This is a genomic window from Stenotrophomonas sp. INTA L402-1 (assembly GCF_059295135.1).
The window spans coordinates 67,081-81,696 of record NZ_JCAFWP010000018.1 but is presented as its reverse complement, the minus strand read 5'-3'; the positions used below and the strand labels follow the sequence as shown (position 1 = coordinate 81,696).

Sequence of the window (14,616 nt, the reverse complement as noted above, 5' to 3'; positions counted from 1 at the left end):
GTTTTTGGGGGGCTGGGAGCGTGGGTTATATGTCCCGGGGGGGGGGGAGCGCCCCCGCGCTGGGGCCGGTGCCCGGGGGGGGCCCGGCGGGGGCCCGCCCCCCCAACCACGCCGGGGGTGGCCGGCCAGCGGCCGGCACTACCCGCAGCACTTGCGCTAAGCTCGGCCTGTCATCGACCTGCAACACGCGGTGCGCGCCGGGGAAGGCGCGTGCCGTCCGGGGATGGCACACAGGGGAGCGTGCCCTCAAGGGCGCGCAGGCATTGCGCATCGAGGGAGGGGGAAGCAATGGCATTGCTGCACGCCAAGACGGCGGCTGGCCGTCAGGAAATCGAAGACCGTGGTCGGCGCCTGCCGGCAGCACTGCGTTCGATCCTGCTGATGGTCGACGGCCATCGCGATGACACTGAATTGCGCGGCCTGTTCGAAGGCCTGCGGGCACCGCCTGATGCACTGGAGCAGTTGGCCGCGCAGGGCCTGATTGAAGTGATCGGCGGAAGTGCCGAAACCGCACCGACGCGCAGCATCAGCACCGGCCGTGAACAGGACCCGGCGCTGTACCAGCAGCTGTACGACGCGATGAGTGAGGCCGTGCGTCGGCATCTGGGCCTGAAGGGCTATTTCATGCAGTTGAAGATCGAACGCTGCACCGATGCGCTGGCACTGGAACGCCTGTGCCCGGAACTGCTGGCGGCGGTGGGCAAGGCGCGCAGCCCGGCATTGGCGCAGCGCTGGTGGCAGGAGACCCAGGCGGCCGTGGTCAATGGCGGCGGCGAGGTCGTGCAGGCCTGAGCCACCGCGTAAAGTGATCGGTTCACTTCCCCACAAGGAGTCCCGCGTGCAGGACGACCACGACGACACCGATACCCCCGGCTGGGACGCGATCAATGCGGCGCTGGCGCCGCTGTATGCCGGGCAGGAACCGCGTCACTTCGGCACCGCGCTTCCGTACACGCTCGGTGGCCAGGATCCGCTGGATGGCATCAGCGTGTACTGGGCGGATGCGCCGGTACCACATTGGCATTACATCACCTACGGCTTCTCCGAGCTGTACGCCAAGGAGAGCAGTGATGCCACCGCCAGTGGCTATGGTTTCGAGCTGACCTTCCGCCTCGCTGCCGACGCCGGTGAGAACGCCGGCAGCACGCCGCCGGTGTGGCCGATGAACCTGCTGCAGAACCTTGCGCGCTATGTGTTCGGCAGTGGCAACGTGTTCGAGGATGGCCATCACCTCAACGCCAACGGCCCGATCGCGTTGGAGACCAACACGCGCTTGTGCCATCTGGCCTTCGTCGCAGATCCGCAGTTACCCGCACGCGACACCGCCAATGGCCACCTGCAGTTCCTGCAGCTGGTCGGGCTGACCGATGAGGAGATGGAAGCGGTCAAGCGCTGGTCAACGCGCGGCGTGCTGCAGGCGCTGCAACCGGCGATGCCGCTGTGGATCAGCGACCTGCATCGCGGCAACCTGCTGGAGGATCCGACACTCGCCGCACAGGTGCAGGCCGGCAGCGAGCGCGAGGGCTCCAGCACCGGCATGTTGTTCATCGAGACGCTGGACTGGCGCCAGGAGGCGGGCGTCACCACCCTGGTGCTCGGTGCGGGCCAGGTGGCCAGCGTGTGCGAGCTGCTGCCATTGCGCCTGCGCCACGGCAAATCGCTGGAACTGGTCAGCCGCGAGCGGCAGTGGGAATTCATTCCGGCCGCGCGCGGTGAAACCGGCGAGGTATCGGCCGACAGCGCGCGCTGGGCACTGAACGAGTCGGGACTGCAGGCGCTGGCAGGCGTGCGGGCCGAGCGCGGCATCTACCCGGTGGCGGCGGCGCTGCGCATCGAAGTGGTGCCGACCTACCTGCGCGATGCCAAGGGCGAAGTGATCCGCCAGATCGGCTGAGTGTGGCGATTGCACCGATGGGGGCAGAGCCGTCTGCTGCGCAGACGGCTCCGACCCATGGTCTGGATCAGGCCAGGCCTTCGGCCTTCAGCGCGGCCTGCACGCCGGCATCGGCATCCATGCGCGCCTTGTAGGCGGCCAGGTTGTCCAGGCCGGACAGGTCGACCTTGGTGCCAGCAGCCCAGCGCAGCGTGATGTAGAAGTACGGGTCGGCGAAGCTGCGGAAGCCGGCCAGCCACGGCTTGTCGGCCAGCTGCTTGTCGGCGGTCTCGAACAGGGCGCGCAGGCGCTTGTGCGCGGCGGCGCGGATCGCATCGAACTGGCTCTCGTCGGCGATGAACTTGCCCGGCGCGAACAGCGGCGAGAAGGCCGGATGCACATCGGAATTGACGAAGGCCAGCCAGCGGGTGGCTTCGGCGCGCTGGCGCGGGCTGCCGTCGCCGCCGAGGCCGGCCTGCGGGAAGCTGTCGGCGATATAGCCCATGATCGCGGCGTTCTGCAGCAGCACGAAGTCGCCGTCGACCAGTGCGGGGACGGCACCGGCCGGATTGATCTTGAGGAATTCCGGGCCCTTCAGGGTGTCCTTGTTCAGCAGTTCAACCTCGAACGGCTGGCCGGTCCACTGCAGGGCGATGTGGTCGGCGGTGGAACAGGCACCGGGCTTGCTGTACAGCTTCATGGGAACTCCAGGTGATGCGGGCGGGAAACGCCCACTATCCCAGAGCTTGCCAGCGGGCGGCAACGCTGCCGCCAGCACGGATCGTTACGACTGCCGCGGCTTGAGGTTCTGCACCTTATAGAAGGTGTGATCGCCGATGGTGGCCACCTGGTAGGCATTGCGCCAGTTCGGGCTGGCGATGGACAGCGCGGCGAAGTGGCTGGCACCGGGCACGATCTCGCGGCGCTCGCCGGCCGGCAGCGCCCAGTTGCGCTCGGCGTCGAAGGCCACGTTCATCGCCTCGCTCCAGGCCGCGTCGTTGCCCAGCTGGGTGCCGGGGGAGACGATGGTCGGCGCGAACTGCTTGCGCGCGGTGACCACCTGGCACATGGAGTCGCCCCACAGGCCACTGTCGAGGCGGCGCAGGGCGACCTCGGCGACGGCCTGCTGGCCACGCAGGGTCTGGTCGCGGGCTTCCAGGTAAACGGTGGTGCTCAAACACAATGAATCAGCGGCCGGCTGCGGCAACAACTGCGACAGCCAGAGAATCCAGGCCAGTTTCATATAACTCCTTGCTCCGTGTGGGCCGCACGCTCCGGTTCCGGCCGCGGGGGCGACAGGAGGCGGGGTACGACTTGGCGTCATGGGGAGGCGGCCATCGGGGCCGCCCCGTGGGCAGCCCCAAAAGAAACGATCAGTACCGATCGAGGGGGCTGCGCCGGCTCACCGGAAACTGGCTGGTGAGCGGAAAGATGGCGCAAGGTAGGGGGGGATGGCCGAACGCATCGTGAACCGCCCGGCTTGACATTCAGGTTCGGCAGGGGTGACGGAAATCACATTCCGCCCCCCATTCAGGCGCTCATCAGAGCGCGGCGGCCACCCGGCTGCCCTGGTCGATGGCCCGCTTCGCATCCAGTTCGGCGGCCACATCGGCACCCCCGATCAGCTGCGCGTTGATGCCGGCGGCCTGCAGTTCGGCCTGCAATGCACGGTTCGGTTCCTGCCCGGCGCAGATCACCACGTGGTCGACCGGCAGCAGCTGCTCGCTGCCTTCCACGCGGATGCGCAGGCCTTCGTCGTCCACGCCCAGGTACTCGACGCCACCGAGCATGCGCACGCCCTTGGCCTTCAGTGTGGCGCGGTGAATCCAGCCAGTGGTCTTGCCCAGTCGCGCGCCGGGCTTGCCCGGGCTGCGCTGCAGCAGCCAGAGCCGACGCGGTGACGCCTCGACCTCGGGCCGGCCCAGCGAGCCGCGGGCCTCGAACGCGCTGTCCACGCCCCATTCGGCCATCCAGCGTTGCGGGTCGAGGGAGGGGGACTCACCGGCGTGGCTGAGGAACTCGCCGACATCGAAGCCGATGCCGCCGGCGCCGATGATTGCCGCATTGGTGCCCACTTCAACCCGGCCCAGCAGCACGTCCAGGTAGCTGACCACCTTGGCGTGGTCGGCGCCGGGGAAGTCGACCTTGCGCGGGGTGATGCCGGTGGCCAGCACCACCTCGTCGAAGCCGGCCAGGGTGGCGGCATCGGCACGGGTACTGAGGCGCAGCTGCACGCCGGTTTCGGCCAGCGTGTGGCGGAAGTAGCGCAGGGTCTCGTGGAACTCTTCCTTGCCGGGGATGCGCTTGGCCACGTTGAACTGGCCGCCGATCTCCTCGTTGGCATCGAACAGGGTGACCTGGTGGCCGCGCTGGGCAGCGACGGTGGCACACGCCAGGCCTGCCGGGCCAGCACCGACCACGGCAACTTTCTTCGGCGTGGCGGTGGGGCGATAGACCAGCTCGGTCTCGTGGGCGGCGCGCGGATTGACCAGGCAGCTGGCCAGCTTGTTCTCGAACACGTGGTCCAGGCAGGCCTGGTTGCAGGCGATGCAGGTGTTGATCGCCTCGGCGCGGCCGGCGCGGGCCTTGTTCGGCCATTGCGGGTCGGCCAGCAGCGGGCGCGCCAGCGACACCATGTCGGCACCGCCGCTGGCGAGGATGCGCTCGGCGACGTCGGGCATGTTGATGCGGTTGGTCGCCACCAGCGGCACCTTCACATGCGGCTTGAGCTTGGCGGTGACCCCGGCGAAGGCGGCGCGCGGCACCGAGGTGGCAATGGTCGGAATACGGGCTTCGTGCCAGCCGATGCCGGAATTGATGATCGTCGCGCCGGCGGCCTCGATGGCCTGCGCCTGCTGCAGGATCTCCTCCCAGTTGCTGCCGTCTTCCACCAGGTCCACCAGCGACAGGCGGTAGATGATGATGAAGTCCGGGCCACAGGCCTCGCGGATGCGGCGCACGATCTCGACCGCGAAGCGCATGCGCTGGTTCGCATCGCCGCCCCAGCGGTCGGTGCGCTTGTTGGTGCGCGGGGCGATGAACTCGTTGATGAGGTAGCCCTCCGAGCCCATCACTTCCACACCGTCGTAGCCAGCCTCGCGGGCCAGCTTCGCGCTGCGTGCGTAGTCGGCGATATGGCGCTCGACGCCGCTGGCCGACAACGCACGCGGGGTGAACGGGTTGATCGGTGCCTTCAGCTTCGACGGCGCCACCGACAAAGGGTGGTAGGCATAGCGGCCGGCATGCAGCAGCTGCAGGCAGATCTTCGCGCCGTGCTGGTGCGCGGCGGCGGTGAGCTGACGGTGCGGGCGTACTTCCCAGGGCCAGGACAGCTTGCCGCCGAACGGCTTCAGCCAGCCGACCACGTTCGGCGCGAAGCCACCGGTGACGATCAGGCCGACACCGCCCTCGGCGCGTTCGGCGAAGTAGGCCGCCAGCCGCGGGAAGTCGCGGGCGCGATCCTCCAGGCCGGTGTGCATCGAGCCCATCAATACGCGGTTGCGCAGCTGGGTGAAGCCCAGGTCCAGCGGGGCGAACAGATGGGGGTAGGCGCTTTCGTTGGCTGGCGACATTGTCGATACGCTTGCGTACGGAAGCGCGAAGCGTGCCGCGAAACGGCGGCCGGGGCAAGGGCCGGCCTTTGGGTAGTGCCGGCCGCTGGCCGGGTACGCTCGGCACATGCGTGCTGTCGCTCCCGCAATTCGCTGCGCGAACCGCGGGCCCCACTTACCGGCCTCCACGCCCCCGCGCCTGCGGCGCTGCCCCCGAACTCCGGGGGCGGTAGTGCCGGCCGCTGGCCGGCATCCTGGGCAGATCAGGGTGCTTGCGGCTGCCGGCCGGGGGCCGGCACTACCGGGGTGCGACCGATCCCGAACCAGCCCAGCGTGACACCACACAGCGGGCCGATCAGCAGGGCGAAGGCGAGGGTGCCGAGGCCGACATTGCCGCCCAGCCACCAGCCCAGCAGCAGCACGCTGCCTTCGATCAGGCTGCGCACCTTCCAGATCGGCCAGCCGGTGCGGGCATGCAGGCCGGTCATCAGGCCATCGCGTGGGCCGGGACCGAGGCGGGCGCCGATGTACAGGCCGGTGGCCAGCGCGACCAGCAGCATGCCCGCGCAGAACATCGCCAGCTGCCAGCCAAGGCCGACGGCCGGCGGCAGCAGCCATAGTCCGAACTGCGCGGAGGGGCCGATCAGCATCACGTTGAGCACGGTCCCTACACCCGGCTTCTGCCGCAGCGGCCACCACAGCAGCAACACCAGTGCGCCGATGACATTGGTCGCCAGGCCGAACGACAGCGGCGTCTGCGCGGCGATGCCCTGTGACAGGACATCCCAGGGCGCCACGCCGATGGCCGCACGGATCATCAGCGAGGCGCCGAAGCCGTACAGGAACAGGCCGGTGATCAGTTGCAGCAGGCGCAAGGGCAGGGCGGTGGGCATGGCGGTCTCGGGGGAGAGGAATCTGTTTCCACCGTAATCCCGATTCAGTCACTTCCATAGATACAGATGCCGACCAATCCGCCGCTACAGTGTCGTCGAGCACGCTCGACGCTACGATCAGACTGCACGGCCGGGCATGGGCTCGGCTTTACATCGGCGTTCCAGCCTGGCTCAGTCGCCCCAGCCTGCCAGCGCCAGCTTGCCCACCGTGCGTCCGCTGGCCAGGCGCTGATGCGCGATGTCCAGATTTGCCGCATTGATCGGGCCCAGGCTTTCACTGAGGGTGCCGCGCAGCTGGCCGGCATCGATCATGCTGGCCGTGCGGCTGAGGATGCGGTGCTGCTCGATGCAGTCGGCAGTGGCAAAGCGCGAGCGCGCGAACATGAACTCCCAGTGGATGCCGATGCACTTGGCTTTGTAGGGATCGCCGATGCGCAGCGGCCCACGCGGCTCGACGATCAGGCCCACATGTCCCTGCGGCGCCAGCAGCAGGCCCAGTTCGTCCCAGTAGTGATCGGTGTCGGCCAGGTTGAGTGCGACCTGCACCGTGTCGATGCCCAGCGCCTGCAGCTGGGCCTGAAGTGGTTGCCGGTGGTCGATCACGTGCCGGGCACCCATCTGCCGGCACCAGTCGGCCGAGGCCTCGCGCGACGCCGTGGCGATCACCTCGAAACCCGCATGGCGGGCCAGCTGGATTGCCATCGAGCCGACCCCGCCCGCACCGCCGATCACCAGCAGGTGCTGGCCGGCGTGGCGGCGATCGTCCAGCCGCAGCGGCATGCGCTCGAACAGCAGCTCCCAGGCGGTGAGCGTGGTCAGCGGCAGCGCTGCGGCTTCAGCGAAATCCAGCGTGGTTGGCTTGCGCGCGACCAGGCGTTCATCCACCCAGTGGTACTGCGCATTGCAGCCGGGGCGGGTGACATCGCCTGCGTAATAAACCTCGTCACCGGAGGCAAACAGGCTCGCCTCGTCGCCGATTGCCTCGACCACGCCGGCAGCGTCCCAACCCAGCACGCGGGGTGCCTGGAGCGTGGCCGGATCCGTGCTGGCACGCTGCTTGCCATCGACGGGGTTGACTGAAACCGCCTCGACCCGGACCAGCAGGTCACGGCCCCGGGGAGGCAGCGGCGGAGGCAGGTGGATATCGCACAGGGCAGGGGCGGATTCACGACTCAGGGCGACGGCTTTCATCACGGCTCCGGCTGGGTTCGTGGCTCCATCATAAGGTTCCTCACGTTTCCGCAGACGCGCTGAACCGTTTGATGCAGCGCGCCGCGCAATATGTCGTTTTCCCCGCCTAAACCCCGTCAAACCCTTGCAGCGTGAGGGTCTTGCGGATTTTCATCATCCTGTATAGGGTTTCAACGTCGGACCGGCGGACGGTCGGGCGCAACACTTCACATGTTACGGGACTGTTAACATGGCCTTCACCCGCCTGAGCATAATGTTCGCGGCGGTGGCGTGCTGAATCGGCTGTCGTACATCGACGCACTTGTGCTGGCCCATGCCTCTACCGGTTTCATACCCCCGAAATAGGAGCTGTACTCAATGAACAAGAAGATCCTTACTGCCGCGCTGCTGGGCGGCCTGGCTTTTGCCCAGGCAGCTTCGGCGCAGGAGTTCGATGACCGCTGGTACCTGACCGGTTCGGCCGGCTTCAACTTCCAGGACAGCGACCGTCTGACCAATGACGCTCCGTTCGTGACCCTGGGCCTGGGCAAGTTCATCAGCCCGAACTGGTCGCTGGACGGTGAGCTGAACTATCAGAACCCGAACTTCGATTCGAACAAGGACCTGAACTGGTCGCAGTACGGCGTCTCGCTGGACCTGCGTCGCCACTTCATCAAGGAAGGCCGCGGCTGGAACCCGTACATCGTCGGTGGCCTGGGCTACCAGAAGTCGGAAGAAGAGTACCCGGCGCTGAATGCCAACGGTCCGCGCCAGCGTAAGGATGGCAACGTTGCCGCCAAGCTGGGCGTCGGCCTGCAGACCACCTTCGAAAAGCGCGTTGCTGTCCGCGCCGAAGTGGCCTACCGCGCTGACTTCGACGACCAGAGCGTTGCCGCTCCGAAGGAAGACTGGTTCGGTGACGTGCTGGCTTCGGTCGGCGTCGTGATCCCGCTGGGCCCGGCTCCGGTCGCGGCTGCTCCGGCTCCGGCTCCGGTTGCCCCGAGCTGCGCCGACCTGGATGACGACGGTGACGGCGTCAACAACTGCGACGACAAGTGCCCGAACTCGCAGCCGGGTCAGACCATCGGTCCGGACGGTTGCCCGGTTCCGGTCTCCATCGACCTGAAGGGCGTCAACTTCGACTTCGACAAGTCGAACCTGCGTCCGGACGCCGTGGCGATCCTGAGCGAAGCCACCGAGATCCTGAAGCGTTACCCGGATCTGCGCGTTGAAGTTGCCGGTCACACCGACTCGAAGGGTACCGACGCTTACAACCAGAAGCTGTCGGAGCGTCGCGCTACCGCCGTGTACAACTACCTGACCAAGAACGGCGTTGACGCCGGTCGCCTGGTCGGCCCGATCGGCTACGGCGAGAGCCGTCCGATTGCTCCGAACACCAACCCGGATGGTTCGGACAACCCGGAAGGTCGCGCCAAGAACCGTCGTACCGAGCTGAACGTCCAGAACTAAGTTCTGACGATCTGCCAGTAGGACACAGCAGGACCCGGCTTCGGCCGGGTCTTGTTGTTTCCGTAGCCCGGAATCCGCGTGTCCGTCGGTCCGGGAACAACCGTTCGTCGGGTTTTTATCCGTAAAACCAATGAGTTGCCGTATTCATTGAAAGTGGCGCTTGAAAGCTGTCGCGGCATTGCTAAACTCGCCGCGTCACTTCCTTTCCTGGATGCCCTTCATGCTGCGCTCTGCATCGGCCGCCTTCCTGGCGCTGGCTCTGGTTCCCGCCGCCCACGCTGCGGTCGATTGCTCGGTCAACACCAGCGCCTCGCCGCTGCCGTTGCCGGCCACGACCATCGCGCCGGTGGCCGACGAGCTCTACATCCGTGGCAACCAGTTGGGCATGCCGGCCGGCGTGCTGAGCAGCAACTACGATCCGTCGCAGTCGCTGGACCAGGTGCTGCAGCGCCTGCGCATCGATGGTTGCCAGAACATCGCCAAGGCCATTCCGAGCGCCCCGGCAGTGAAGCCCAACGATCCGGCGGCCTACAAGCCGCAGACCGAATTCGACAACACGCCCTGGCGCTTCGACATGAGCCAGAACGGCAAGCGCATGACCGCCGAAGAGTTCGACGCCTGGATGAAGGCGCGTGGCGTGCGTGTGGTCAAGGCGCGTCCGGCTCCGGCCGCCACTCCGGCCCCGGCCGAAGCACCGGCTGAGACCAAGCCGGTCGACAAGAAGTAAGCACCGCGGGGAGCAGAGGCTTGCGCACGCGCCGCCCACCTGCCGCCCCCGCCGCCCGCTCCCACGCACCGCGTGGGCGTGCGACTCCCGCTGCCACAGCCGCCGGTGTCCGTCATGGCCTGGCGCGCGTGCTGTCCAAGGCCGGTGTGTGTTCGCGCAGCGAGGCCGCGCGCTGGATCGCCGATGGCCGCGTGCGCGTCTCCGGCCGCATCGTGCGGGATCCCGAATTCCCGATTGGGCAGCCGGCGCCGCCGATCGAGGTCGATGGCCAGCCGATGGGCGCGCCGCAGCGCCTGTACCTGATGCTCAACAAACCGCGTGGGGTGGTGACCACCGCGCAGGATGAGCGTGGCCGCGATACCGTGTACCGGTGCTTCGATGGTGCCGGCCTGCCGTGGATCGCGCCGGTCGGGCGCCTCGACAAGGCCAGTGAAGGGTTGTTGCTGTTCAGCAACGATCCGCAGTGGGCGGCGCGCCTGACCGACCCGCAGACCGGGCCGGACAAGACCTACCACGTGCAGGTCGACCGCCTGCCCGATGACGCCACGCTGGCGGCCCTGCAGGCCGGCGTGGACGACGAGGGCGAGTTCCTCGTCGCCCAGGCTGTGCGCGTGCTGCGCAGCGGCGATAAGACCGCGTGGCTGGAGGTGGTCCTCGACGAGGGCCGCAACCGCCACATCCGCCGCCTGTTGGCGGCCTTCGACCTGCAGGTGCTGCGCCTGGTCCGGGTTGCGATCGGCGGGCTGCAGCTCGGCGATCTCGGCAAGGGCCAGTGGCGGGTGCTGGAGGTCAGTGACCAGCAGCGGCTGGGGGCCGCTGCACCGGGCTGATCATCGCCCGCGGCCGGCGGTTGCCGGCCACCGTTCCAGGCGTAGGGGGCGTCTGGCTGCTGAATTTCCCGAACGGAGCCTGCCCATGTACCACCCGACCCTCAACCAAACCCTGCGCTGCGCAGGCCTGCTGCTGCCGATGGTGCTGCTGACCGCCTGTGGTGGCCACAAGAAGGTGGCCAAGGCGGAAACGCCGGCCGAGACCCCGGTGGTGGAAGTGAAGACCCCGGAGCTGGATGGTCGCGGCAGCTACCGCTTCCTGATGAGCAACGGCGACAAGAAGATGACCGCCGACGAGTTCGACGCCTGGATGAAGGCCAACGGCATCCGCGTTGCCAAGGGCAACGGCCAGGATGCTGCCGCCAAGCCGGTGGTGGTGGCCAGCAAGGACGAGCCGAAGGGCAAGAAGAAAAAGAAGTGATGCCGGGAAGGTGCCGACCTCGGTCGGCACGCCCTCACGCCTGGTAGGTGCCGACCTTGGTCGGCACGCTTTGGCCGGTGGGGATCAACCCTTGATCACGCCCAGCTCGACACCGATGCGGGTGAACGCATCGATTGCGCGGTCCAGATGCTCGCGACTGTGCGCGGCGCTGATCTGGGTGCGGATGCGGGCCTGGCCCTTGGGCACCACCGGGAAGAAGAAGCCGATCGCGTAGATGCCTTCTTCCAGCAGGCGCTCGGCGAACTTCTGCGCCAGCGGTGCGTCGTACAGCATCACCGGGCTGATCGGGTGTACGCCCGGCTTCACGTCGAAACCGGCGGCGACCATCTTTTCGCGGAAGTAGCGGGTGTTTTCCACCAGGGTGTCGCGCAGATCGTCAGCGGCGGCCAGCATCTCGAACGCTTTGATGCCGGCGGCCACCACATGCGGCGGCAGCGAGTTGGAGAACAGGTACGGGCGCGAACGCTGGCGCAGCAGCTCGATCACCTCGGCGCTGGCGCAGGTGAAGCCGCCCAGTGCACCGCCCATGGCCTTGCCCAGGGTGCCGGTGATGATGTCGATCTTTTCCAGCACCCCCTTCACTTCGGCCGAGCCGCGGCCGGTGGCACCGAGGAAGCCGGTAGCGTGGCATTCGTCGATGTGCACCAGCGCGTTGTACTTCTTCGCCAGCGCGGTTATCTCGTCCAGCGGCGCAATGAAGCCGTCCATCGAGAACACGCCGTCGGTGGTGATCAGCTTGGTCTTGCAGCCGGCGGCGTCGGCGGCCTGCAGCTGGGCTTCCAGGTCGGCCATGTCGCAGTTGGCATAGCGGAAGCGCTTCGCCTTGCACAGGCGTACGCCATCAATGATCGAGGCGTGGTTCAGCGCATCGGAAATGATCGCGTCGTTCTCGCCGAGCAGCGGCTCGAACAGGCCGCCGTTGGCATCGAAGCAGGCCGCGTACAGGATGGTGTCCTGCTTGCCGAAGAAGTCGGCGATCTGCTTCTCCAGCTGCTTGTGCAGGTCCTGGGTACCACAGATGAAGCGCACCGAGGCCATGCCGAAGCCGTGGGTATCCAGCGCATCCTTGGCGGCCTGGATCAGGTCCGGATGGTCGGCCAGGCCCAGGTAGTTGTTGGCACAGAAGTTCAGCACCTTGCGGCCGTCCTCGAGGGTGATCTCGGCCGACTGCGGGCTGGTGATGATCCGCTCGGACTTGAACAGGCCCTGGGCGCGGATGGCGTCCAGTTCCTCGGCGTAGTGGCGGGTCAGGGCGGAGGAGGCGTCGGTCATGGCGTGGGCACGGCTCTGAACGGGGAAACCGCTGATTCTACCGGGCATCGCCGCTTGCCGACCGGCCCGGATGGGGCATCGCCACGGCCGGCACATGTTGCATCGCAATAGCAAACTGGTTAAAAATTCGTGAACCGGAGCTGTCCCGCTCCGGCCGCTACGCCCGCTCCCCGCCTTCCACGCCACCGCCCCCACCGGAGACGCTCATGAAGCACGCCCGTGCCTGCCTCGCCATTGCCGCTGCCCTGACCCTGGCCGCCCCGTTCGCCGCCAGCGCCCAGGAAAACGAATCGCCGTACAGCTGGAACGTCACCGCTGTTTCCGATTACCTGTTCCGTGGTGTGTCGCAGACCGATGAGGATCCGACCCTGCAGGCTGGCTTCACCTACACCAGCCCGGTTGGCCTGTATGCCGGCGTCTGGGGCTCGGGCGTGGACTTCGGTGCAGGTGATCCGAAGACCGAGGTCGACTACCTGATCGGCTACGGCGTGGACGTCACCGAGCGCGTCAACGTCGACGTGCTGCTGAACCGCTACACCTACCTGAAGTCCAGCCACCAGAACTACAACGAGCTGATCACCACCACCACGCTGGATGACACCTACAAGCTGACGGTGGCCTACACCAACGATGTATGGAACAGCAGCACCGATGGCTGGTACTTCGGCCTGGGCGGCAGCTGGGGCCTGCCGAAGGACTTCACCCTGAATGCCAATGTCGGCCGCAGCACGTTTGAAGACGGCATCGCCAAGGATTACACCGACTGGAATGTCGGCGTTGAGCGCCAGTTCGGGATGGCCAAGGTCGGCCTGGGTTACTACGGCACCGACGGCAACGGCCGCGACAACTCCGGCAAGCTGGCCCACAGCCGCGTGATGCTGAGCGTCGCGATCGGTAACTGATGCGCCTTCGCTGATGTCCACGAAAAAGGCGCCCAATGGGCGCCTTTTTCAATTTCAGCCGCATGCCTTACCCCGGCTGGGGGAGAGCCCCCTTGTTGTTCAAGGGGGCGCGCCGACGGCGCGGGGATAAGGAAACCTGCGGGGGAATTGACCCGAAGGGTCAATTCCAGCTCAACACCACCTTGCCGGCCTTGCCTTCTTCCATCAGGTCGAAGCCCTTCTGGAAGTCGTCGATCGGCAGCTGGTGGGTCATCACCTTGCCGAGCGGGAAGCCGGACAGCACCAGCTGGGTCATCTTGTACCAGGTCTCGTACATCTTGCGGCCGTAGATGCCCTGCACGGTCAGGCCCTTGAAGATGATCTTGTCCCAGTCGCAGCCGGCGCCCTTGGGCATGATGCCGAGCATGGCGATCTTGCCGCCGTGGTACATGCAGTCGAGCATGTCGTTGAACGCGCGCGGGTTGCCGCTCATTTCCAGGCCCACGTCGAAGCCCTCCATGTGCAGTTCCTTCATCACGTCCTTCAGCGAGGTGTTGGCGACGTTGACCACGCGGGTGGCACCCATGTCGGCGGCCAGCTTCAGGCGGAAGTCGTTGACGTCGGTGACCACCACGTTGCGCGCACCGATGTGCTTGCAGATGCCGGCGGCGATGATGCCGATCGGGCCGGCGCCGGTGATCAGCACGTCCTCACCGATCACGTTGAACTCCAGCGCGCAGTGCGCGGCGTTGCCGTACGGATCGAAGAACGCGGCCAGCTCGGACGGAATCTGGTCCGGGATCGGCCACAGGTTGCTGGCCGGCATCACCATGTATTCGGCGAAGGCGCCGTTGACGTTGACGCCGATGCCGACGGTGTTCGGGCACAGGTGCGGGCGACCGCCACGGCAGTTGCGGCAATGGCCGCAGACGATGTGGCCTTCGGCCGAGACGCGCTGGCCGATCTCGTAGCCGGTCACGCCCGGGCCGATCTCGGCGATGCGGCCGACGAACTCATGGCCGATGGTCAGGCCCGGCTTGATCGTGCGCTGGCTCCACTCGTCCCACAGGTAGATGTGCAGGTCGGTACCGCAGATCGCGGTCTTCTCGAGCTTGATCAGGACCTCGTTCGGGCCCGGGGTCGGAACCGGAACTTCTTCCAGCCAGATGCCCTTGGCCGCTTCGCGCTTGACCAGGGCCTTCATCGTTTGCTGCGCCATCGGGGTGGAACTCATCAGGGGGAAAGCGCGGATTATAGGGTGCCGCGCGGATTTCCCATGTTGCGCTGCGGGTGCAGTGGCGGAACGAAAGGCGTGTGTTGGCGGGCGTTTCGAACGTGCTGCGAACAGCGGCGCCTCCCTGATCCGGGAAAGGGGGCGTGGTCACCCTGGCCAGGACACGCAAAAGCCCCTCCATGGTGCTCGATGGCGCCATTCATGGCGCCAACGGTCCCGTCCAGGATGACCACGCCCCCTCTGGACGATTTCCGTGTGCGCGGCCGACGTGCG

The 14,616-nt window shown here is 66.9% G+C and carries 14 protein-coding genes; 7 read left to right on the top strand and 7 right to left on the bottom strand.

Translation table 11 applies throughout. The features are described from left to right. Nucleotides 1–288 precede the first annotated feature (288 nt). Nucleotides 289–792: a hypothetical protein gene (locus AC5O77_RS12350; RefSeq protein ID WP_478058678.1), complete on the top strand. Its 504-nt coding sequence runs from the start codon at nt 289–291 to the stop codon at nt 790–792. 46 nt (nt 793–838) lie between these two features. Next, nucleotides 839–1,894, top strand: coding sequence for a suppressor of fused domain protein (locus AC5O77_RS12345; RefSeq protein WP_478058680.1), 1,056 nt, complete (start codon nt 839–841; stop codon nt 1,892–1,894). Nucleotides 1,895–1,961: 67 nt separating this feature from the next. On the opposite strand, the gene AC5O77_RS12340 is transcribed toward AC5O77_RS12345, so the two are convergent. From AC5O77_RS12340 to AC5O77_RS12320, 5 genes are all read right to left on the bottom strand, one after another. Beyond that, the gene (locus tag AC5O77_RS12340; RefSeq protein ID WP_032130478.1) at nt 1,962–2,573 is read right to left on the bottom strand and encodes a glutathione S-transferase N-terminal domain-containing protein; all 612 of its coding nucleotides are present in this window, start codon (nt 2,571–2,573) and stop codon (nt 1,962–1,964) included. A gap of 84 nt (nt 2,574–2,657) precedes the next feature. Beyond that, entirely contained in the window at nt 2,658–3,116 is a 459-nt protein-coding gene (locus tag AC5O77_RS12335) for a cell wall hydrolase (RefSeq protein WP_004154513.1), read from the bottom strand. 298 nt (nt 3,117–3,414) lie between these two features. Next, entirely contained in the window at nt 3,415–5,445 is a 2,031-nt protein-coding gene (locus AC5O77_RS12330) for an FAD-dependent oxidoreductase (protein ID WP_478058682.1), read from the bottom strand. A 242-nt stretch (nt 5,446–5,687) separates the two neighbouring features. Further along, nucleotides 5,688–6,317 (bottom strand): membrane protein YczE, encoded by a 630-nt coding sequence (gene yczE, locus AC5O77_RS12325; protein ID WP_494506881.1) that lies wholly within the window; start codon nt 6,315–6,317, stop codon nt 5,688–5,690. 171 nt (nt 6,318–6,488) lie between these two features. Next, nucleotides 6,489–7,508, bottom strand: coding sequence for a zinc-binding alcohol dehydrogenase family protein (locus AC5O77_RS12320; protein ID WP_071229155.1), 1,020 nt, complete (start codon nt 7,506–7,508; stop codon nt 6,489–6,491). Between the two features lie 357 nt (nt 7,509–7,865). Here AC5O77_RS12320 and AC5O77_RS12315 point away from each other — a divergent pair, with 357 nt between their 5' ends. The 4 genes from AC5O77_RS12315 to AC5O77_RS12300 all read left to right on the top strand — a co-directional run bounded on the left by AC5O77_RS12315 (nt 7,866) and on the right by AC5O77_RS12300 (nt 10,935). Then, on the top strand, nt 7,866–8,957 hold the full coding sequence (locus AC5O77_RS12315; RefSeq protein ID WP_010483958.1) for an OmpA family protein: 1,092 nt from the start codon (nt 7,866–7,868) through the stop codon (nt 8,955–8,957). Nucleotides 8,958–9,177: 220 nt separating this feature from the next. Beyond that, a complete protein-coding gene (locus AC5O77_RS12310) occupies nt 9,178–9,684 on the top strand; it encodes a hypothetical protein (protein ID WP_010483956.1) in 507 nt (168 codons plus the stop codon). 20 nt (nt 9,685–9,704) lie between these two features. Continuing rightward, the gene (locus AC5O77_RS12305) at nt 9,705–10,514 is read left to right on the top strand and encodes a pseudouridine synthase (protein WP_197616478.1); all 810 of its coding nucleotides are present in this window, start codon (nt 9,705–9,707) and stop codon (nt 10,512–10,514) included. 85 nt (nt 10,515–10,599) lie between these two features. Next, nucleotides 10,600–10,935, top strand: a complete 336-nt coding sequence (locus AC5O77_RS12300) for a hypothetical protein (RefSeq protein WP_005412356.1) — start codon at nt 10,600–10,602, stop codon at nt 10,933–10,935. Between the two features lie 84 nt (nt 10,936–11,019). On the opposite strand, the gene kbl is transcribed toward AC5O77_RS12300, so the two are convergent. After that, the gene (kbl, locus tag AC5O77_RS12295) at nt 11,020–12,228 is read right to left on the bottom strand and encodes a glycine C-acetyltransferase (protein ID WP_005408238.1); all 1,209 of its coding nucleotides are present in this window, start codon (nt 12,226–12,228) and stop codon (nt 11,020–11,022) included. A gap of 206 nt (nt 12,229–12,434) precedes the next feature. On the opposite strand from kbl, the gene AC5O77_RS12290 reads away from it, so the two are divergent. Continuing rightward, on the top strand, nt 12,435–13,130 hold the full coding sequence (locus AC5O77_RS12290; protein WP_032129063.1) for a TorF family putative porin: 696 nt from the start codon (nt 12,435–12,437) through the stop codon (nt 13,128–13,130). Nucleotides 13,131–13,290: 160 nt separating this feature from the next. On the opposite strand, the gene tdh is transcribed toward AC5O77_RS12290, so the two are convergent. After that, nucleotides 13,291–14,313 (bottom strand): L-threonine 3-dehydrogenase, encoded by a 1,023-nt coding sequence (tdh, locus tag AC5O77_RS12285; RefSeq protein ID WP_478058686.1) that lies wholly within the window; start codon nt 14,311–14,313, stop codon nt 13,291–13,293. Nucleotides 14,314–14,616 lie beyond the last annotated feature (303 nt).

Coding starts and splice junctions, on each gene's coding strand:
- tdh (WP_478058686.1), bottom strand. CDS start 14,313: ATGAAGGCCCTGGTCAAGCGCGAAGCGGCCAAGGGCATCTGGCTGGAA.
- AC5O77_RS12350 (WP_478058678.1), top strand. CDS start 289: ATGGCATTGCTGCACGCCAAGACGGCGGCTGGCCGTCAGGAAATCGAA.
- kbl (WP_005408238.1), bottom strand. CDS start 12,228: ATGACCGACGCCTCCTCCGCCCTGACCCGCCACTACGCCGAGGAACTG.
- AC5O77_RS12290 (WP_032129063.1), top strand. CDS start 12,435: ATGAAGCACGCCCGTGCCTGCCTCGCCATTGCCGCTGCCCTGACCCTG.
- AC5O77_RS12300 (WP_005412356.1), top strand. CDS start 10,600: ATGTACCACCCGACCCTCAACCAAACCCTGCGCTGCGCAGGCCTGCTG.
- AC5O77_RS12340 (WP_032130478.1), bottom strand. CDS start 2,573: ATGAAGCTGTACAGCAAGCCCGGTGCCTGTTCCACCGCCGACCACATC.
- AC5O77_RS12310 (WP_010483956.1), top strand. CDS start 9,178: ATGCTGCGCTCTGCATCGGCCGCCTTCCTGGCGCTGGCTCTGGTTCCC.
- AC5O77_RS12320 (WP_071229155.1), bottom strand. CDS start 7,508: ATGAAAGCCGTCGCCCTGAGTCGTGAATCCGCCCCTGCCCTGTGCGAT.
- AC5O77_RS12330 (WP_478058682.1), bottom strand. CDS start 5,445: ATGTCGCCAGCCAACGAAAGCGCCTACCCCCATCTGTTCGCCCCGCTG.
- yczE (WP_494506881.1), bottom strand. CDS start 6,317: ATGCCCACCGCCCTGCCCTTGCGCCTGCTGCAACTGATCACCGGCCTG.
- AC5O77_RS12315 (WP_010483958.1), top strand. CDS start 7,866: ATGAACAAGAAGATCCTTACTGCCGCGCTGCTGGGCGGCCTGGCTTTT.
- AC5O77_RS12335 (WP_004154513.1), bottom strand. CDS start 3,116: ATGAAACTGGCCTGGATTCTCTGGCTGTCGCAGTTGTTGCCGCAGCCG.